Source organism: Caulobacter sp. P1_B12_2 (assembly GCF_056406675.1).
In genome coordinates, this window is sequence record NZ_JBFTZS010000720.1 from 1 (window position 1) to 1362 (window position 1362).

Below are 1362 nucleotides of genomic sequence, written 5' to 3' on the forward strand. Positions count from 1 at the left end.
CATCCCGGACGAGCGCGCAGCGCGAAGATCCGGGACCGACGCCTGAGCGCAGGCGCTTCCGGCGGTCCCGGATCGGCGGCCCTGCGGGCCTTGTCCGGGATGACAATGTGGGTTGGCGGTTCACGCCGCGGCTCCGCTCAGGAAGTCCACGAGCGTCGCGTTGAAGGCCTCGGGCGCGGTGACGGTGAAGCCGTGGCCGCCCCAGGGCGCGATGTCGAGCGTGGCGTTGGGCAGGCGCTCGGCCAGGCGGCGCGAGCAGGCCAGGGGCACCAGCATGTCGTCGGCGCTGGCGCTGACCAGCACCGGGCAGGCGATGCGCTCCAGGTCGGCGTCGATGTCGAACGTCAGCAGGGCCTGGATGCGGGCCCGCATGACGTCCGGGTCCGGGAAGCCGTGGATGTGGTGGACCTCCTCGGCCTCGAGCCGCGCGTTGTTGGCGCTCAGCCAGTCGGCCGGATACAGAAACAGCGGCTGGGCGTGGACATAGGCGGCGATGCCGGTGTTGTTCAGCAGGGCCAGGCGGGTGTCGAAACAGCGCTTGATGTGCGGGTCGGGCCGCGACCAGCCGTTGACCACCACCAGTCGGTCGATGCGGCCCGGATGGTCCAGGGCCAGGGCCAGGCCCGCATTGCCGCCCGCCGCGTGGCCCACGACGTGGGCGCGGTCCAGGCCCAGGGCGTCCATGACCTTGACGATGTCGTCGCCCATCACCGCCACGGTGTGCGGGTCGGTCAGGGTCCGCACGCTGCGGCCGGTGCCGCGGTGGTCGTACAGCACCACCCGGAAGCGGCTCAGCAGCGCGTCCATCTGCGGGGCCCAGAAGGCGCCGGAACCGCCCAGGCCCGCCGACAGGATCACCGTCCCGCGATCGGCCGCCGGCCCGCCGTGAACCTCGTAGTACAGGCCGTCGACGGTCCCGCTTTGCATCTACTTCTTGCCGATGTGGGCGACGGTGGCGATCTCGACCAGGAAGTCGGGGCGCACCAGGCCGCACAGGATGCAGTAGCGGGCCGGCTTGTCGCCCGGGAAGTACTCGGCATAGACCTTGTTGATCGTCTGGTAGTTGGCCCAGTCGGTCAGGAAGATGTGGTTCATGGTCACGTCGTCCATCGTGCCGCCGGCGGTCTCGATGACGGATTTGATGGTCTCCAGCACCTGCCGGGTCTGGCCCTCGGCGTCGCCGACGTGGGCGACGTTGTTGTCCTTGTCGAAGGCCAGGGTGCCCGAGACGTAGACGATCCCGTCGGCGAGCGTTCCCGGCGAGAACGGGGCGATCGGGGTGCCCGTGCCGGGCGGGATGATGACGGTCTTGGGCATCTCTTTTTCCTCTTTTTCGCTGTCATCCCGGACAAGGCCCGAAGG

At 69.6% G+C, this 1362-nt stretch carries 2 protein-coding genes; both read right to left on the reverse strand.

Features of this window, described 5'->3' with window-relative positions:
• Window positions 1-120 precede the first annotated feature (120 nt).
• A complete protein-coding gene (rutD, locus tag AC1DZ6_RS25195) occupies window positions 121-927 on the reverse strand; it encodes a pyrimidine utilization protein D (protein WP_477099821.1) in 807 nt (268 codons plus the stop codon).
• The gene (rutC, locus tag AC1DZ6_RS25200) at window positions 928-1317 is read right to left on the reverse strand and encodes a pyrimidine utilization protein C (RefSeq protein WP_477099822.1); all 390 of its coding nucleotides are present in this window, start codon (window positions 1315-1317) and stop codon (window positions 928-930) included. It abuts the gene before it with no gap.
• Window positions 1318-1362: the final 45 nt, after the last annotated feature.